At 36.7% G+C, this 19,342-nt stretch carries 12 protein-coding genes; 8 read left to right on the forward strand and 4 right to left on the reverse strand.

Annotated elements, in window-relative coordinates:
• The first annotated feature begins 1 nt into the window (after position 1).
• The 7 genes from D0T85_RS10300 (at position 2) to D0T85_RS10330 (ending at position 13,204) form a co-directional block, all read left to right on the forward strand.
• The gene (locus D0T85_RS10300; RefSeq protein WP_163212955.1) at positions 2-1,645 is read left to right on the forward strand and encodes an O-antigen ligase family protein; all 1,644 of its coding nucleotides are present in this window, start codon (positions 2-4) and stop codon (positions 1,643-1,645) included.
• Between the two features lie 97 nt (positions 1,646-1,742).
• A complete protein-coding gene (locus D0T85_RS10305) occupies positions 1,743-2,813 on the forward strand; it encodes a 6-bladed beta-propeller (RefSeq protein ID WP_163212957.1) in 1,071 nt (356 codons plus the stop codon).
• A 296-nt stretch (positions 2,814-3,109) separates the two neighbouring features.
• Positions 3,110-4,174, forward strand: coding sequence for an efflux RND transporter periplasmic adaptor subunit (locus tag D0T85_RS10310; RefSeq protein WP_163212959.1), 1,065 nt, complete (start codon positions 3,110-3,112; stop codon positions 4,172-4,174).
• Between the two features lie 128 nt (positions 4,175-4,302).
• Positions 4,303-7,407: an efflux RND transporter permease subunit gene (locus D0T85_RS10315; RefSeq protein WP_163212961.1), complete on the forward strand. Its 3,105-nt coding sequence runs from the start codon at positions 4,303-4,305 to the stop codon at positions 7,405-7,407.
• A 13-nt stretch (positions 7,408-7,420) separates the two neighbouring features.
• Positions 7,421-8,926, forward strand: a complete 1,506-nt coding sequence (locus D0T85_RS10320) for a TolC family protein (RefSeq protein ID WP_163212963.1) — start codon at positions 7,421-7,423, stop codon at positions 8,924-8,926.
• 8 nt (positions 8,927-8,934) lie between these two features.
• Positions 8,935-12,156, forward strand: coding sequence for an efflux RND transporter permease subunit (locus D0T85_RS10325; protein WP_163212965.1), 3,222 nt, complete (start codon positions 8,935-8,937; stop codon positions 12,154-12,156).
• A 106-nt stretch (positions 12,157-12,262) separates the two neighbouring features.
• Positions 12,263-13,204: an Rpn family recombination-promoting nuclease/putative transposase gene (locus D0T85_RS10330; protein WP_163212967.1), complete on the forward strand. Its 942-nt coding sequence runs from the start codon at positions 12,263-12,265 to the stop codon at positions 13,202-13,204.
• A 34-nt stretch (positions 13,205-13,238) separates the two neighbouring features.
• On the opposite strand, the gene D0T85_RS10335 is transcribed toward D0T85_RS10330, so the two are convergent.
• From D0T85_RS10335 to D0T85_RS10350, 4 genes are all read right to left on the reverse strand, one after another.
• Complete coding sequence (locus D0T85_RS10335) at positions 13,239-14,930, reverse strand: alpha-amylase family glycosyl hydrolase (protein WP_163212968.1); 1,692 nt, start codon at positions 14,928-14,930, stop codon at positions 13,239-13,241.
• 9 nt (positions 14,931-14,939) lie between these two features.
• Positions 14,940-15,743 (reverse strand): patatin-like phospholipase family protein, encoded by an 804-nt coding sequence (locus D0T85_RS10340; protein WP_163212970.1) that lies wholly within the window; start codon positions 15,741-15,743, stop codon positions 14,940-14,942.
• 601 nt (positions 15,744-16,344) lie between these two features.
• On the reverse strand, positions 16,345-17,223 hold the full coding sequence (gene fabD, locus D0T85_RS10345) for an ACP S-malonyltransferase (protein ID WP_163212972.1): 879 nt from the start codon (positions 17,221-17,223) through the stop codon (positions 16,345-16,347).
• Positions 17,224-17,314: 91 nt separating this feature from the next.
• Entirely contained in the window at positions 17,315-18,139 is an 825-nt protein-coding gene (locus D0T85_RS10350; RefSeq protein ID WP_163212974.1) for a hydroxymethylpyrimidine/phosphomethylpyrimidine kinase, read from the reverse strand.
• A gap of 385 nt (positions 18,140-18,524) precedes the next feature.
• On the opposite strand from D0T85_RS10350, the gene D0T85_RS10355 reads away from it, so the two are divergent.
• Positions 18,525-19,259 (forward strand): NUDIX domain-containing protein, encoded by a 735-nt coding sequence (locus tag D0T85_RS10355; protein WP_163212976.1) that lies wholly within the window; start codon positions 18,525-18,527, stop codon positions 19,257-19,259.
• The last annotated feature ends 83 nt before the right edge of the window (positions 19,260-19,342 follow it).

Genomic DNA, 19,342 nt, shown 5'->3' on the forward strand with positions numbered 1-19,342 from the left:
TATGCCGAATTTGCTCAGAAATATTACATCTTCACTGCTACTGATAATTGGAACAATTATAGTTTTGGGTACTGTTTGTATCACTTATCCCGAACTATCATCCGGCGAAACAGCTGGACAGCTGTATTATATTGGTTGGACTTGTATCATTTTTTGTATAGCAGGATTAGTTGCTGCAATTCTTTCCGTGCCTCAAAAACTATTCTATCCAAAGTTTTCCTGCATACTTTCATGGATACTAATTGGGTTGGGAAGCATACAAGCCATTTGGGGTTTGCGACAGATTTATGGCTTTACTACTTCCAATCATTCTTTATTCAATCTTACCGGATCGTTTTTTAATCCCGGTCCTTATTCAGGATACCTGGCAATGGTATTACCTATCTGTTTATACGAGTGGTTAAGGGTGAGAAAAATAAAATCAAAGAATTATTTTATTCAATTAAGATATTACATATCCCTATTGGGGATGTTATTGATTGTGTGTGTACTTCCTGCCGGTATGAGTCGTTCGGCATGGATAGCAGCAGTTGTATCTTGTTGTTTTGTGTGTTCAGTTCATTATTCATGGTTTGTGAAATTAAAGCACGCATGGAGTGTATATAGAAAGCAAATGGCAGTTGGTAGTATAATATTGTTTATCTTGTTGGGCCTCATTGTTATCTTTTTGTTTTCTATTAAGAAAGATTCTGCAAGTGGTCGCCTCTTTATGTGGAAAATCAGTACACAAGCAATTCTGCAAAAACCACTAACCGGCCACGGAGCAAACAGTTTTGCAATAGCTTATGGCAATGCGCAGGAAACATACTTTGCATCAGGTAATTATACAGAACAAGAAGAACTGGTTGCCGGCAGTCCTGAGTATGCATTCAATGAATACCTTCATATTGCTTTAGAATGGGGCATCCCTGTGCTGGTTGCTGTTTTATTAGTTATATTTATTTGCCTCTATCTAGGCATAAAGAAACAACGAATCGGTATAAGTGCAGCTATTATTTCGTTGTTGATATTTGCTTTCTCTTCTTATCCATTTCAATTACCGGTTTTTGTTATTACATTTATTTTTCTGTTAACAGCTTGTGTTTTAGAGGCAAATAGATACTGGTTAGGTTTATTTGCTCTGTCTCTTGGTTTTATGGGTTTTGTTTTACAGAAAGATAGTATGTATAAAGAGTGTTGTAAATGGACCCAAAGCCGGATGCTTTATCAGGCAGGTGCTTACGAATCGGCCATCAAAGAGTATGCCGTATTGTATCCTTCCTTAAAAAGACATCCGGCTTTTTTATTTGAATATGGGCATGCACACCATAAACGAAGTAACTATGTACGTTCAACAGAAATATTAAAAGAGGCTGCACAGTATAGTTGCGATCCGATGATATTTAATGTGATAGGTAAGAACTATCAGGAGCAAGGACAATATGAGGAAGCAGAGTACTGGTTATTGCGTTCAACAAACAGGCTTCCGGGAAGAATTTATCCTTATTATTTGTTGGCTAAATTATATGCAGAACCAGCGTTCTATCAACAGGAAAAGTTTAATAAAATGGCTGAATTGGTGTTGACTAAAGAACCGAAGGTACAGTCGACGGCTATCAGGCAGATGCGGGAGGAGATACAGAAAATGGTTCCGAAATATAAGTAGATTGTATGCAAAGAATGAATTATTGTTAAATAATTAGGGAGAATAAGAAATAATACTTTTCTTGCGATTAAATCAAGAAACCATTTAAAATCAAAATATGATGAACCCTATTGCAATTTTCCTGCTCTCTTTTTTAAGTATCTTAGGTGTTAACAATGCTAAGAATCAACAATCTGATGTTGAAGTGATTAAAGTTGATTTCCAGAAAGAGTATAAACATAAAAAATTTCCATACACAAATTATTCCATGACCATTCAGAAACTGGAAGAAAGTGAAGACTATCCAATAGGGCAAGTTGATAAATTAATTGTAGATCATAATAGAATTTATATATTAGATAGCTCAAAAGCAAAGTCTTTATTTGTTTATAACAGAGATGGTAAGCTACAACATATCATAAATAAAAAAGGAAGAGGACCTGGTGAGTTTGTACTTCCTGATAATTTTAATATTGAGAAAAAGACAGGCAATATTGTTATCATGGATACCAATTCACGTAAGTTTATATATTATTCCCCCAAAGGAGAGTATATAAAAGAAATCAAATATGATTTTATGGCTGTCGACTTTATATTAGATAAGGACGATAATATCATTGTGAACAATGGAAATTTTTCCGCGGAAAAAACTGATGGTTTCTTTTTATTTAAATTGAGCCAAGATGGAAAGATGTTGGATAAGTTTTTCCCTTCTACACCTTTAAACCCTTCTGTTGCAGCATTTAATCCGCGGAAGTCATTAAGGAAATATGGTACCGGAATATCTTTTCTTCCAACAGTAAGCAATTGTATTTACTTGTTAGATGGCAATAAATCTAAAGCTATGTATGAAATTGATTTTGGTAAAGATTGGCCCTCGAAAGACTTTTTTGAAAAAGCAGCTAATATGCATCCATTAAAAGTAAGAGAACAAATACTAGATAATAATTATGCTTTCTTTCTGAATTATATTCAAACGAAAGATGTTTTACACATTGATTTTTATAAAGGAAAAAATTATTCGTTCTATTACAATAAAAAAACAAAGCAATCACTCTTATTAAGTATGGAGGATGAAAATGTTTCATTTCCACTTGCTACTTATAATGATGAATTTATTTTCATAAAGTACAATGAAGATACTGGCGAACCAATTGTTGTTTTCTATACAGTTGATTTTGATTTGTAGGTTATAGAGTAGATAAAGGTTATAAAGTAGATAAAGATTATAGAGTTAGTTCATTTTATAATGCAACATCAATATTTATGCTTTTATCAACTTTATCATCTTTATCTTCTTTATTATCTTTATCAACTTTAAAAACAATATGTCCATTGAAAAAGAATAAACGAAATACAGTAAATGTTTAATTTATAGCAGTTTAGTTTATGATGTCAACAAGCAGTTTGTCCACCTCTAAACAAGAGGAATTATTGAAATAATAAATTATCTTTGTCTCATTCAAAGCAAAAAAACAATACAGCATGAAAAGCAATCTGGCTATATTCTTTGTCTTCGCTTTAGTAAGCATAGTAACTGCCTGCTCTGGTGAAAAGAAATCTGAAACTACCGAAGAAGGAGTTTCAACAGTTCTTCCTGATATGAAAAATGAGGTTACTGTTCTGCCTCTTAACCGACAGGCTTTTAACCACGAGTTAATAAGCAATGGTAAGGTTGCTGCCCGCAGCATGGCTGATCTGTTTTTTCAAAGCTCCGAAATAATAGCTAATATCTGGGTAAAGAACGGAGATAGGGTGCGCAAAGGACAAAAGATAGCCGAACTGGATAAGTTCCGTATTACCAATAAACTAGCTCAATCTAAAGATGCGATGGACCGGGCCGAACTCGATTTGCAGGATGTACTAATAGGGCAGGGGTATAATCTGGATAATCTTTCACAGGTACCCGAAGATATTATGAAGCTTGCTAAAGTTAAGAGTTCTTATGACCAAAATAAATATTTGTATGAACTGGCTCAACACGAAGAAGAAAAAGCAACCCTGCTGGCTCCATTCGATGGAGTTGTAGCAAATCTGTTTGCCAAACCATACAATATGGCAAACACTTCCGAAGTTTTTTGTACTATCATTGATAGCCGTGGAATGGAGGTCGACTTTACTGTTCTTGAAAGCGAACTACCGCTTATTAAAACCGGCGATAAAGTAGTGGTGAGCCCTTTTGCCGAAATCTCATCTAAATATAATGGTAGCATTACGGAAATTAACCCTCTTGTTGATGAAAAAGGAATGGTACGTGTAAAGGCCCGTGTTGATAGCAACAAATTATTTACTGGTATGAATGTAAGAGTAAGTGTGCATCGTTCACTGGGCGAACAACTGGTTGTACCTAAAAGCGCTGTAGTATTACGTTCGGGTAAACAAGTTGTATTCACATATAAAGATGGAAAAGCCATGTGGAATTATGTACAAACCGCTTTAGAAAACGCTGAATACTATACCATTGCAGATGGCCTAAAAGAAGGCGATACAGTAATTGTTTCAGGCAATATAAACTTGGCTCACGAAGCACCAGTAAGTGTAATAAATTGAACTAATAAATTGAACTAAGTATAATGAATAACATTTCAAAACGCAGATTAACGCAGATTGACGCAGATTAAATATAAACTAAAAATCTGTGTTAATCTGCGTTAATCTGCGTTTCAAAAATATATTTAATGATAAAATTCTTAATACAGCGTCCAATAGCAGTCCTGATGGCATTTACAGCCTGTTTCATTGTAGGACTGATAACATACTTCACTCTTCCAGTGTCGTTACTGCCTGATATTGCTATACCCGAAATCACAGTACAAGTATCTTCTCAAAACACATCTGCCCGTGAATTAGAGAATACCGTTGTAAAACCCATTCGTCAGCAACTAATACAAGTTGCCCGTCTGCGGGATATGCAAAGCGAAACTCGTGACGGAGCCGGAATAATCCGCCTTAACTTTGATTATGGAACCAATACCGATCTGGCATTTATCGAAGTAAATGAAAAGATAGATGCTGCCATGAACTATCTTCCCAAGAATACCGAAAGACCCAAAGTAATTAAAGCCAGTGCAACCGATATTCCGGTATTCTATTTGAACCTGACATTGAAAAGCGATAAAGAATATACCGAAACAGATGAAAAAGCCTTTCTGAACCTTTGTGATTTTTCCGAATCGGTTATTAAAAGGCGGATTGAACAATTGCCCGAAATAGCAATGGTTGATGTTACCGGACTAATAGAGCGTCAGTTACAGATAGTTCCCAATCCGGATAAAATGGCTATGTTGGGGTTATCGTTAGGCGATATTGAAAACGCCCTGAACCAAAACAATGTAGAACCTGGTAGTATGACTGTTCGTGATGGTTACTACGAATATAACATTAAATTTGCTACCCTACTAAGAACCGCAGAAGATGTAGAAAGCATCTATTTACGCAAAGGAAACAGGATTATGCAACTGAAAGATTTCTGCAAAGTAGATATTATCCCAGTGCGCGAAAAAGGTTTCTCTATATACAACGGTAAACGAGCAGTAACACTGGCAGTAATAAAACAAGCCGATGAGAACATGGATAACATGAAAGCTGCCCTTACCGAAACAACCGATTACTTTGCTACTGTTTATCCTGACATAGAATTCAACATAAGCCGTAACCAAACAGAACTACTAGACTACACCATAACCAACCTGAAACAAAACTTTTTTGTTGGCTTCCTATTGATGTGCTTTATTGCCATACTTTTTCTGGGAGATGCCAAGTCACCATTTATCATAGGATTAAGCATGCTGGTTTCTATTGTAATCTGTTTCATGTTTTTCTATGTTTTCAAAATGTCTCTGAATATAATCTCCCTGTCGGGTTTGATTCTGGCATTGGGTATGATGATTGATAACTCAATTATTGTTACCGAGAATATATCCCAATACCGGGAGAAACGATATTCTTTGCGACGGGCGTGTATAGCAGGTACCACAGAGGTTATTACGCCTATGCTAAGTTCTTCGCTCACTACCATAGCAGTGTTTGTGCCTTTAATATTTATGAGTGGCATTGCTGGGGCTATCTTTTTCGATGAAGCATTCTCTGTTACTGTAGGGTTGTTGGTATCTTATTTTACCGGAATTATCTTACTACCGGTTCTATACTATCTTATTTATAGAGTAGGGACCCGTAAAAAGAAAGGTTTCTTTGCCATCAAGGTAAACAATCCTTTTAAAGAACATACATTAGATGCATTCTACGACAAGGGAGTTGATTGGATTTTCAGTCACAAAACTCTTACTGTAGTGTTTTGCATATTGTCTGTACCAGTTTGTGTCTTTATGTTCTTTTTCATAAATAAGTCTCGTATGCCCGAAATTGATGAAAACGAATTGATGACGCGGATTGAATGGAATGAAAATATTCATCTGGAAGAAAATCGCCGAAGAATATTTCACCTGTTTGAAGATCTGCAGAAAACAACAATAGAACATTCTGCGTTTATTGGGCAACAGGATTTTCTGTTAAACCGCGATCAGGAGTTATCTTCTTCCGAGGCCGAGCTTTATTTCAAAATGGAAAAGCCCGAAGAGGTGATTCCTCTCCAAAAGGAAATATACAACAAATTGAAACAAGATTATCCTTTAGCTGTTGTTTCCTTCTCGCCACCCGAAACTTTTTTCGAGAAGTTATTTGTAACCGGAGAAGCTGATGTAGTGGCCGAATTATATTCCCGGAACAGGGAGTTAGCACCGGGTGCCGATAAACTAAGGGAAATGGAGCTGCAGCTTTCTAATAAAACAGGACTGACACCCAGTGGAATTGCTTTTGAAAATCAATTGAATATACGAATTCTTCAGGAAAAATTGCTTCTATATAATGTATCGTATGACGAATTGTACCGTACATTAAAAACAGCTTTCAAAGAAAATAGTGTAGCTATGTTACATTCTTATCAGCAATATTTGCCGATAACTATATCTGGTGATGACAAAACCGTTAACTCTGTGTTGAATGAAACATTGATTCAAACAAATGCAGATAAAGAAGGAAATGCTGCATATCTTCCATTGCGTGAGTTTATATCAATTTTTCCATCGGAAGATTTGAAAAGTATTACTGCCGGACGAAATGGTGAATATATCCCATTCAGGTTTTATGATGTAAACAAGCCTGAACAGCTAATGAGCGAAGTAAAAGAGGTTACAGAGGCTACAAATGCATGGGATCTGACTTTCTCCGGAAGTTTCTTTTCCAATCAGAAAATGTTGAATGAACTGGTTGTTATACTGCTTATCTCAATCCTGCTGATGTATTTTATTCTGGCTGCACAGTTCGAAAGTTTCCTGCAACCACTTATTGTTTTAATGGAGATTCCTGTGGATGTGGGTTTTGCACTTATTATATTGTGGCTTTGCGGACATACTTTAAATCTTATGTCGGCCATTGGATTGATAGTAACCTGTGGTATTATAATCAATGACTCTATCCTTAAACTGGATGCTATAAATGAATTACGTAAAAAAGGTGTACCCCTGATGGAAGCCATACACGAGGCCGGTCGCAGACGTATACGTCCTATTGTAATGACTTCGCTCACTACTATATTTGCTATGGTTCCTTTCATGTTTTCGTCGGATATGGGTTCTGAATTGCAGAAACCTTTATCCATAGCAATGATTGGTACCATGGTAATAGGAACATTGGTTAGTTTGTTTATTATTCCTCTTATTTATTGGTTTATTTATAGGAAGAAGGAAGTAAAGTCAGGTAAAGGAGGTATAGTAGGTAAAGAATAAAAGATATATAGATATGAAGAATTATAAAATAAATAAGAATAGAATACTTTCCGCATGGATTCTTACTCCTTGCTTCTTACTTCTTACTTCTGTTCTCCATTCCCAGCAGGTTATGCAATTGAACTTGCAGCGTACCATTGATCTGGCTAATGATAGTTCATTACAGGCTTTTCGAAATGAAAATATGTATCTGGCTGGTTATTGGGAATACCGGACTTTTAAGGCAAACCGTTTGCCGAGTCTTACCTTAAACACTACTCCGGCCGAATATTATCGGGATATTACAAAAAGATATGATTCAGGACAGAATATAGATGTATATCGTAGTCAGCGAAGCTTTTCGGCTTACGGCAATCTGGCCATCAGACAGAATCTGGATTTAACAGGAGGTACATTCTTTATTGATTCCGAGCTAGGGTTTATGCGTAACTTTGGCGAGACAACCTTTAACCAATTTACCACTATCCCCATAAGAATAGGGTATCAACAAAGTTTGATAGGATATAACGCTTTTCGATGGGAGAAAAAGATAGAACCTCTTAAATACGAGAAAGTTAAAAAGGAGTTTATTTACAATATGGAACAGGTTTCGGAAACTGTTACCGAATATTTCTTTGCCCTTGCAATGGCACAGGCCGAATTTCAATTGGCAAAAGACAATGTGATGTCTTCGGATACGCTTTATCGTATTGGAACACAGCGTCATAAAATAGCTTCTATATCCCAAGCCGATTTATTAACCCTAAAACTTGATTTTGTAAATGCACAAAATACATTGCAAAATAAATCTACTGCTCTTAAACGTGCAATGTCGGCATTGGCAACCTATCTTAATCTGGATCGTAATACAGAAATAAAACTAGATTTGCCCAATCGTTCGGGCGATTTGATTATATCCATTGATGAAGCTTTGTTATTTGCACGACAGAATAATCCTGATTATCTGAACCTGAAACAAAAAATATTGGAAGGCGAAAGAAATGTGGATAAAACTAAAAAAGAATCCCGGTTCAATGCCAGTATATCCGCCAGTCTTGGGTATAATCAATCGGCATATAAATTCAAAGATGTATATACTGATCCAACAAGACAGGAGTTGATATCAGTTAGTGTATCTATACCATTGATAGACTGGGGTGTGCGAAAGGGAAAATATAACATGGCTCGCAATGATTTAAATGTATTGAGAATCTCTGCCCGGCAGGATGAAATCAGTTTGGAAGAAGAGGTAATTATGACTGTCAATGAATTTAATATTCAACAAAATATGATTGCCAGTGCCGAGGAAGCACTTGATCTTTCGGTATTGGCTTATGAGCAGACACGACAACGTTTCATTATCGGCAAGGCAGATATTAATAGTTTAACCCTTTCATTAAACCGTCAGCAGGAAGCACAACGGAATTATATATCTGCTTTACAAAATTATTGGTTGAATTATTATAAGATAAGGAAGCTTACTTTGCATGATTTTGAAACTGGCGTTTCGCTATCAGATGGTTTTGAATACAAATTTTAATGTAACAAATGGCTAACAACTCTCAACTTTCAACTCTCAACTCTCAACTAGAAGAAAAACGACGTATTTCTTCCTTTACTCTTATTGTTGCGTTTATATGTGTTGCATTGGTGGGGTTAGCTCTTATACCTTTATTACCTGTAAAACTAAATCCTTCCCGATCCCTTCCCGGATTTACTGTTCAGTTTAGCATGCCGGGAAGTTCGGCCCGTGTTGTGGAACAGGAAGCCACGAGTAAACTCGAAGCCATGCTAGCCCGTATCAAGGGCGTAAGAAAAATGGATTCGAACTCCGGAAATGGATGGGGAAACATTACCATTGAACTGGATAAACATGCCGATATTGATGCTGTTCGTTTTGAAGCATCCACCATTATCCGGCAAACATGGCCGCAATTGCCCGAGGAAGTAACATACCCCTACATCCAAATGAAGATGCCCGACGATAATGCATCGCGGCCCTTTATGACATTTACACTGAATGCTCCTGCCACTCCAATAGTGATACAACAATTTGCCGAAGAGCATATTAAAACACGTTTGGCTCAAATACCAGGTATATACCGTATAAATGTAAGTGGCGCAACGCCTATGGAATGGAGGCTGGAATACGATAGTGAGTTATTGCGTACCTATGGTGTCACTATTCAGGATATCAAACAAGCAGTTTCACGGCATTATCATAAAGACTTTTTGGGTACCTGCGATATGGAAACAATGAATGGGGAGAAGGAATGGATACGGTTAACCTTGGTTCCAGAACATGATACCACCCAATTTAATGCGTCGGATATTTTAGTAACCAGTTCGGAGGGTAAATTAATTAAGCTGGATGCACTGGTTCGGGTAGATTATGTTGAAGAAGAGCCCCGAAACTACTTCCGCATCAACGGGCTGAATTCAATATACTTATCAATTACAGCAGAAGAAACAGCAAACCAGCTGCAACTAAGTACGGAGGTACAAAACGAACTTCAAAATATTCGCCGGATTTTGCCGCAAGGTTATGAAATGCACATGAGCTATAATGCAACAGAGTTTATTCAGAAAGAACTGGATAAAATTTATCTACGCACAGGCTTAACTGTCTTAATACTTCTGGTATTTGTTTTCATAATCACCATCAATTTCAAATATCTTCTGTTAATTGTTATCAGTTTAACAATAAATGTAGCAATTGCAATTATCTTTTATTATCTGTTTGGTTTAGAGATGCAATTGTATTCACTGGCAGGTATAACAGTATCATTGAATCTGATTATAGATAATACCATAGTAATGACCGATCATATACTCCATCGCAAAAACCTGAAGGCATTTATGTCTATTCTGGCTGCTACACTTACCACAATGGGGGCATTGGTTATTATATTTTTCCTGGACGAGAAAATAAGATTGAATTTACAAGATTTTGCGGCTGTAGTTATTATAAGTCTGGCTGTATCACTGTTTGTCGCACTGTTTTTGGTTCCGGCATTAATTGATAAAATCCACCTTCGTAAAAGTGGAAACAAGACAACCCGATTCCGTTTGGCTTTTGGAAAACATAAAAAAACATTTTATAAAAGAGGAGCTGTTTATTTCACCCGGTTCTATGCTGTACTGATACGTTTCCTATGTAGGTGGAGAATAGCTGTATGTGTTTTAATGATTCTGCTTTTCGGCCTACCAGTATTTATGCTGCCCGATAAGCTGGAAGGAGAGGGGAAATGGCCCGACTTTTATAACAAAATGTTCGGATCGACTACCTATAAAGAAAACATAAAACCCATAACTGACAAAGTATTAGGAGGAAGTTTACGTTTGTTTGTGCAAAAGGTTTACGAAGGAAGTTATTTTACCCGAAACGAAGAAGTTGTATTGTACATCAATGCTAATTTGCCCAATGGTAGTACATTGGAACAAATGAATAACCTTATAAAACGGATGGAAATATACTTGAGTGAGTTCAAAGAAATCAAGCAATTCCAAACATCTGTATACAGTCCGTTACGGGGTAGTATCAATATCTATTTTACTGACGAGCACCAGCGGAGTGGTTTTCCTTATACCTTGAAATCTAATATCATAAGTAAAGCTTTGCAACTGGGTGGTGGCAGCTGGGGAGTGTTTGGATTGCAGGATATGGGATTCTCAAACGATGTACGCGAAAGTGCCGGTACTTTCGAAATTAAAATATATGGTTATAACTATGATGAACTGTATAGTTATGCCGAGAAACTAAAAGAACGCTTATTGAGCCATCGGCGTATAAAAGAGGTTATTATCAGTTCGGAATATTCATGGTGGAAAGATGATTATCAAGAGTTCTATTTCAACTTGAATAAATCCCGAATGGCCGAGGAAGATATTTCTGCAATGAATTTATTTGCTTCCTTACAGCCAGTTTTTGGTAAGAATATGGAAGCCGGAACAGTTATAACAGAAAATGGTTTGGAGAAAATCAAGTTAAACTCCCGTCAATCGCATGAATATGATATATGGGCTCTTCAATATTTTCCTTTTCCAGTGAATAGTAAGTATTATAAAATAAGCGAATTGGCAACAGTAGAAAAAGGACAAATGCCCCAGAAAATAGCCAAAGAGAATCAACAATATCGTTTACATTTACAATACGAGTATATTGGCTCTAACGAACAGGGTCGAAAATTGCAAAAGCGTGATCTGGAAGAATTCAAGGATGAACTTCCGATGGGATATACAGTTGAAGCAGGAGGAACAAATTGGTATTGGAATAAAAAAGATAGTAAGCAATATCTTTTGTTATTAGTTATTATTGCTATTATTTTCTTTATATCCAGTATTCTTTTCAATTCACTAAAACAGCCATTGGCCATTATATTTGTTATACCGGTTTCGTATATAGGGGTGTTTCTTACATTTTATTGGTTTAAACTTAACTTTGATCAGGGTGGTTTTGCTGCCTTTGTTTTACTTTGTGGTATAACAGTAAATGCCAGCATTTATATCCTGAACGAGTTTAATTCCATTCGTCGTCGTATTCCTAACATATCACCATTAAAAGCATATACCAAAGCATGGAATGCCAAAGTTATGCCAATTTTCTTAACTGTTGTTTCAACCATACTTGGATTTATTCCTTTTATGGTTGGTACTGATAAAGAATCATTCTGGTTTCCGCTGGCAGCTGGAACGATAGGAGGATTGGTTATGTCGCTAATTGGTCTTTTCTTTTTATTGCCGGTGCTTACCCTCAAAAAGAGAGTGTAGGCTTTTCGTTGTAATAATCTACATTATAAAGAAACCTAAGCGAAAAATATTCATTTTCTAATATTTAAGAGTATCTTTGTTATAACATTATACTAAAAAGAAAAATATGAGTAATCCTTGTTTAATTCGTTTCGACTGGGCTATAAAAAGATTATTGCGCAACAAATCTAACTTTGTAGTTCTTGAAGGTCTCCTCACTGTACTGCTTGGTGAAGAAATGCATATCCAACATATATTAGAAAGTGAAGGTAATCAAGAAGCTTATGATGATAAGTTCAATAGTGTTGATATGCTTGTACAAAATAGTAAAGGTGAACTTTTACTTATTGAGGTGCAAAACAATCGTGAACTCGACTATTTTCACCGTATGCTCTATGGTACTTCGAAAGTAATAACCGAATATATACATCGTGGTGAAGCGTACGGCAAAGTACGTAAAGTATACTCTATCAATATAGTCTACTTTGAATTAGGACAAGGTACCGACTATGTGTATCATGGAAAAACAGATTTTAGAGGAATCCATACTAACGACCTGCTTCAACTTTCGGTTCACCAACGTGAACGTTTCATTAAACAAGAAGCTGGTGAAATATTTCCTGAGTACTATGTGCTTCGTGTGAACGACTTCGATAAGCATGCCATTGAACCTCTTGACCAATGGATTTCTTTTTTGAAAACAGGCGAGATAGATGAAAATGCTACTGCTGCCGGTTTACCTGAAGCGCGTGAACGGTTACGCATGGATGCTCTTCCTGATGACGAACGTAGAGCCTATATTGCTCACATGGATGCTGTTGCTTATCAACGAAGTGTTCTTGAAACAGGACATTATGAAGGATACCAGGAAGGAAAAGCAGAAGGAAGATTGGAAGGAAAAGAAGAAGGAAGACTGGAAGGAAGACTGGAAGGAAGATTGGAAGGAAAAGAAGAAGGGAAAACAGAAGGAAAACTCGAAGTGGCTTCCATAATGAAAGCAAAAGGTATTTCAATAGAAAATATAGTAGAGATAACAGGGTTAACACATAAAGAGATAGAAAATTTATAAAGGAGGGCTTTGGGCCCTCCCAATTTTTTGTGAATTATAAACTTATCTTCAACACTTTCCCATTATACTTATCTATAGATATATCTGTAGCTTTATAAGGCAAACAGCATATATTTTCCTTTTTACCAGTTAACAAATCAGTAGCAACACAAGTTTCTAAAGGAGGTATTCGTAGAAAATCAAATGCATGCGAAGGTATATTGATAGCAATATCAACAGGGGTAGAATCAAAATTTACTGCAATTAGTAATAATTCCTTTTCATGTTTGCGTAGGAAAACATACTGTTTGTGCTCATTGAAACGCCAGCCGTTTTCATTTGCATACATCAAATCAAAGAATTCTCCTTCGCTAATAGCCTTTTCATTATTGCAAATAGTAAGAATCCTTTGATACATATCGCGCAGTGATTTTTGTTCTTTAGTTAGTGCCTTACTTCCAAAATATCCACCATTTCTCCATTGGCGTATGCTGTTTACACTCCAATAATCGAATATAGTAGTACGTCCGTCACAACCACTGAACCCTTCATTATCCATTCCAGGTTCGCCCAGTTCCTGACCAAAATAAACCATTACCGGATTTGTATTCATACATGCTGTTACAATGAATGCGGGAATACCTTTTTGTGCATTGCCTGCAAAAAAGTTAGATGCAATTCGTTGCTCGTCGTGGTTCTCGAGGAAATTAAGCATGCGTTTCTCTATTCCATTCAAAGACTGCCAACTGCGGGTAATGGCTTTAGCCGACTCGTAGCCACACATTACATTACGTAATGTATCATATAGTCCTACCTTATCATATAAATAATCAAATTTTCCTCTGAATAAATAATTCTTGTATTCATGTGGATTATATACTTCAGCAATAAAAATGATATCCGGATAAATGTCTTTAACCTGTGGAATAACCCATTCCCAGAACTCAACAGGCACCATTTCGGCCATGTCACACCTGAATCCATCTACTCCTTTTGATGACCAGAACAAAAGTACATCCAACATTTTAAGCCAGGTATCAGGTGTGGGGTTAAAATGTTTGCTGCCTCCGTTCAGATAATCTATGCCATAATTCAGTTTAATCGTTTCGTACCAGTCGTTAATAGTAGGGTAGGGGTCGAACCGGTCGTTACCGGTTGCCTTGGCAGGCTTTTCATGATAAGAACTATCGGCACCGGCTTTCATATCGAACTGTGCATGCAGATCGTGTCCGGGTATGTAATAGAAGTTATTATACGGACTAAAAGCCAGTGTATCGTCATCATTGGCACCTAAATCAATACTGCCATCCGGTTGAGCATCCGAATGATATTGTCGGGCAACATGATTTGGAACAAAATCCATAATAACCTTAAGGTTGTTTTCATGGCTCCGGTCTACCAAATCTTCAAACTCTTTCATTCTGCCGGGCACATCTTTTGCCAAATCCGGGTCAATGTCGTAATAATCTTTAATAGCATAAGGCGATCCGGCTTTTCCTTTTACCACAGCCGGATGATCCGGACGGATATTGTATTGTCTATAATCCGTTTGAGTGGCATGTTCAATGATACCTGTATACCAAATGTGTGTAGCCCCAAGTTTCTTTATTTCCTTCAGGGTCTGATTGGTAAAGTCGGCCATTTTTCCACATCCATTCTCTTGGATATTACCATTATGTATACAATGATTGTTGTCGTTTCCAAACAAACGTGTAAATACCTGGTATATGATAATTTTATTATTCATTCGTTGTATTTATCTATTTAATATTTTTCCTTTTGCCTGAATTAGTTGTTCTAATATCTCGTTGGCTGTTGTATATCCTTGCTCAAATATCTCATCTGCTTTTTCTAGTTCGTGGTTACTGTAACCTTGCAGATTATAAGGTTCAATCAATAAGTCACAATTTTCTTTTTGTGGCAATGAGTTTGCACAAAAAACAAAATGATAGGATCGCATAGCAATACTCACAATGTTTTTTTTGTATTCTTCGGCTACCAATGGACTAACATTGATGGCAATAACTTTTTCGCAGGTTCTGCGTATGGTTGATACTGGCAGGTTCATAAATAAACCCCCATCTACATAAGATGTTCCATCAATTTCAATAGGAGCAAACATAACAGGCATACAACAGGATGCTGCAATTCTTTCTGCCAGGTTGCCCGTAGTAAAATGAACACTTTTCCCTTTATCAAGGTTTGTGGCAGTAATTATGAATGGAATTTTCAGCTCTTCAATATTTTTGGCCTTTAGGTTTGTATTCAGAAAGTCAATGAATTCGCTCAGGTCGAACAATCCTACTTTAGGAATAACAAGCTTGGTAAGATCCTGAAATTTGTGTCCGGCAAAATATTTTAAAACCTCATACGGTTCATTTCCATCAGCATAGAATGCTCCTGCCAGTGCTCCTGCGCTAACTCCGGATATAACATCGGGTTTAATATCATGCTCCAATAAAGCCTGCATAGCTCCCAAGTGTGCAAACCCTTTTATAAACCCTCCACTTAGTGCAAAGCCTATTTCGTATTTCTGTGTAACCTGGTTTCCTTCAATCATAACCACTTAGAATCTATTTTCGCCACGAATATAATAAATATATTTAGAGTTTTGAGTAATGAACAATGAATTTTGAATTAATATGTTCATTTTTATTTATTCGTTAATCATTACTGTTTTTTATGCTGCAAATCGTCATTTCAAAATGCAGCATTTCACACTTTCGAAATGCAGCATTTTGATTGAACGAAATGCAGCATTTCATCAATGCAAAATGCAGCATTTTGAAAATGAACAATAAAATCGGCTCTGTGAGGCGTATAAGCGATGTGGTTAGGGCGATTTTCCTGTTTTTGTTGTTTTTGATAGCAGTGAAATAGCTAAACAGAAGAGTTTGTTTTGGACAGATTTTTTATCGTATTAAAGACTGGAAGGACTATAGACTGGAAGGAGTTATCGCTTCGCTAGGAGTTAAAGGAGTTAAAGCTTTAGATGCTCTGAAGTATCTTTGCTATAACTCCTAAGGAGCAAAGCTCCTGATAACTCCCTTTAACTCCTTCCATTCTGGAACATGAATAAGTTTGGCTAAAAAAATCCCCCTTCAGCAGTAGTTGGTATTTCAACTATCACTAAAGGGGGAAAATTTGTTATTGTGATTCTCTTAATTACCGTGAGCAGTAACTCCAGATTCAATTTTTTTAATTAAACCTTGTAGAACAGCTCCAGGACCACATTCTGTAAAATCAGTAGCTCCATCGGCAACCATCTTTCTTACTGTTTGAGTCCATTTTACAGAAGCTGTAAGCTGAGCAACCAGATTTTGTTTAATCTCAACAGGGTCCGTGTGTGGCATAGCATCAACATTCTGATAAACCGGACATTTCGGGGTTTTAAATTCGGTAGCTTCAATAGCTGCTTCAAGTTCTACTCTGGCTGGTTCCATTAATGGCGAATGGAAGGCACCACCTACTTTTAAAGGCAAAGCACGTTTTGCGCCGGCAGCCTTCATCAATTCGCAACCTTTTTCTATTCCGGCAATGGTTCCTGATATTACAACTTGTCCCGGACAATTGTAATTAGCAGGTACACATATATCATCTGTAATAGAGGCACAAACTTCTTCAACCTTTTCATCTGGAAGTCCGATAATAGCTGCCATTGTTGATGGAGTAATTTCGCATGCTTTCTGCATGGCCATTGCGCGGGCATATACAAGCTTTAGTCCATCTTCGAAAGATAAAGCACCGGCAGCAACCAAAGCTGAGAACTCACCAAGTGAATGCCCGGCAGTCATTTCAGGCTGAAAATCATCACCTATACATAGAGCTGATATTACTGAGTGTAAGAAAACAGCAGGTTGAGTAACTTTTGTTTGGCGAAGTTCTTCATCCGAACCCTCGAACATAATATCGGTTATTCGATATCCAAGGATATCATTTGCTTTCTCAAATAATTCTTTGGCCAAAGGATGGTTTTCGTATAAATCTTTACCCATTCCTGAGAATTGAGCGCCCTGACCAGGAAAAACAAATGCTTTCATTATTATACTATTTTTATGTTAAATGCAGCTGCAAATGTAAGCATTATTATTTAATAAGGAATAAACGGTACCTTTTTTATTGGTTCACGATCTATTTATTAAGGTATGTTCGCATAAGAACCGAATTGGCAAGTTCCGGAAGCATTGATAGTGCCATTGGATCATCAACTGGCTGATTGTTAATGACATATTCTATAAACTCTCTAGCTGTTTTTATGGCAACATGTAATTTTTCGCCCAATGCCAGATGTGTAGCAATACTAGCCGAGAAAATGGTTGAGGCCCCATGAATGTTAGTGGTATTAATTTTGTTACCAAAGAATTCCCAGTTGTCACCATCGGGTATGTACAAAACATCATAAGTACCACTATCCAGAAAGTTTGCTGCTTTTATTAATATGGGTATTCGGTGGTGCTCGGCCAAAATCCGGGCTGTTTCTTTAATATCATCCTGTGTTAGATGCCTGATACCTGTGAATACTTCCGCCTCTGGCAGATTGATTGTCATCAGGTTGGTAAAATGCAATAACTCATCTTTTATAATTCTTAGTGTTTCTTCATCTGTAATGTTGACATCGTCGGCAGTAAGCAAAACCGGATCATAAACTACATATTTGGGGTGATATTTGCGTAGGCAATCGGCAACAACTGTGGCCGATTCAGCATCACCAATCATACCAATCTTTACAACATCCGGTCGCATGTTTTCCATCACAAATTCAATCTGTTCGCGGATAATGTTGGCAGGAATTGAGTGGATGGATTTTATACCTTCTTTTTTCATTAATGCTATTGCTGTTATAACTGTTGTAGCATAAACACCTTGAGTGGAAATGGTTTTGATGTCAGATTGAATGCCAGCTTCACCTGTGTTATTAGAACCAGCAATGGATAAAACAGTAGGAAATTTCTTCATGTTATTCTTAGATTAATGTGGTGAAAGCAAATATAAAAATAAAAAATAGATCTCACCAAAATAGTTACAGTTTTTTCCGGAACAGATTAATAAAAAGACATTCAGAACAATACAATAACTACATAATGAACAAGTGTGAGAAACGATTCTTGATTAGACTGGTTTTTAGAAAGTTAGATGCTTTATGTAAGCTTTACAATTACCACTTAAACTTACGTTGTAAAATACATATTGTATTTTGTATGATAACTTAATTTGTTCTTATTGTACTTGATAAGATATTTATCTTTCTGATAAAGAGTGTTTTATAACATATCGAAAAGTCTATTTGTGATATTGATAAAACAAAATTAGTTTGTATGTTTGCAAATAAAAAGGAGATATTATGCAAGCTGAATCAACAAAAATACCTTTAGCCAATAACCATATATCGGTAGACTGTGTGGTGTTTGGCTTTGATAATGAGCAACTGAAAGTATTGTTGATAAAACGAATGGGGGAGGAGAACGGAACTGTTTTTCATGATATGAAACTGCCAGGTAGTTTAATATATATGGACGAGGATCTGGACGAAGCTGCTCAAAGAGTTTTGAAAGAACTTACCGGCGTTAAAAATATAAAGTTGATGCAGTTCAAAGCTTTTGGTTCTAAAAACAGAACAAGCGATCCAAAGGATGTACATTGGTTGGAACGGGCAATGGAATCGAGAGTGGAACGGATAGTTACTATTGCTTATGTTGCCGTTGTAAAAATAGACCGGGCTTTGAGCCAATCTCTTTTAGATGAATATGAGGCATGTTGGATAGGGTTAAAGGATATTCCTACACTGGCTTTTGACCATAACCTTATTATAAAGGAAGCATTGAAACATATTCGCCAGTTTATAGAAGTTAATCCTTCTGTTATGTTTGACTTGCTTCCCCGCAAATTTACAGCTTCACAGTTACGTGTATTATTTGAATTGGTATATGAGAAAGCTGTCGACGTACGCAATTTCCATAAAAAAATAGCAATGATGGAATACGTTGTTCAGTTGGAAGAGAAGCAAAAAGGAGTTCCTCACCGGGCAGCACGTTATTATAAGTTCGATCGTAAGATATATAATAAAATTAGAAAATAAGTATTGAGTTATGAGTTTTAAGTTGCGATACTGCATAGAAACTCAGAACTCACAACTCAGAACTCACAACTTAAAACTCAAAA

The sequence above is a fragment of the Bacteroides sp. 519 genome, from assembly GCF_010500955.1.
Classification (GTDB): domain Bacteria; phylum Bacteroidota; class Bacteroidia; order Bacteroidales; family Bacteroidaceae; genus Bacteroides.